Genomic DNA, 875 nt, shown 5'->3' with positions numbered 1-875 from the left:
ATTCAGTTTGTTTATGGCACTGACATACGCCATGACTTCTCCCACTTGGCCATTGTAGTTACGCAGACTGATTCTCCCCGCCAGCAACTGCTTGAACCGATACATCGCCGTTTCCGCCAGCGAGCGACGGTGATACCCCGATATCTTCTTCCAGTGCGCCAGCCCTTCCTTGCGCATCACCAGCACAGCCTCATTTCTTGGATGTCCTTTTTCCCATAGCCCAGCGTTCTTGCGAGGCGGGATACAGGCTGTCGCCCCTTTGCGCGAGATTAGCTGATGGCTGGCTTTGCTGTCATAGGCGCCATCCGCATAAACACGTCCCAGCTTGCGCCGCAGTGGGTTGAGCAAGGTCGGCAACACCTCGGCATCATGGACATTTTCCAGCGAGACTTCCGCCGCCACGATATCGTGGGTCACCGGGTCTACCGCCAGATGCAACTTGCGCCACACTCGCCGCTTCTCGGCGCCGTGTTTTCTGACCTTCCACTCGCCTTCACCAAATACCTTCAGGCCCGTCGAATCGATAACCAAGTCAGTGATGCGCCCCTTAGAGGGCTGTCGATAAGCCACCGCCACCGTGCGTGCTCGCTTGCTGACACAGCTGTAATCGGGGGCACAAAGCGGTACGTTCATCAACTCGAACAGGGAGTCGAGTAGTCCCTGGGTGGCCCGCAGAGTGAGGTTGAAAATCCCCTTGAGCATCAGGAAGGTGCAGATGGTCTGGTCAGTGTATAGTTGGCTGCGGCCCCGCCGCCCATGATGGCCGTGGTGAAACCAGTTGTTCATGGCCTCGGCATCAACCCAGAAGGTGAGTGAACCACGGTTAATCAAAGATTTGTTGTATGTAGGCCAGTTGGTGATGGGGTGAAGCGACG

At 56.6% G+C, this 875-nt stretch carries 1 protein-coding gene; it reads right to left on the bottom strand.

The window, feature by feature from the left end; translation table 11 throughout:
- On the bottom strand, positions 1 to 875 hold an 875-nt coding region (locus tag OKC30_RS21180), incomplete at both ends, for an IS5-like element ISAs13 family transposase (protein WP_270809838.1).

The organism is Aeromonas sp. QDB18 (assembly GCF_027705325.1).
In the GTDB taxonomy this organism is placed as follows: domain Bacteria; phylum Pseudomonadota; class Gammaproteobacteria; order Enterobacterales; family Aeromonadaceae; genus Aeromonas; species Aeromonas caviae.
Note: the sequence above shows the minus strand (reverse complement) of the source record. Positions and strands in the feature narration are given on the sequence as shown.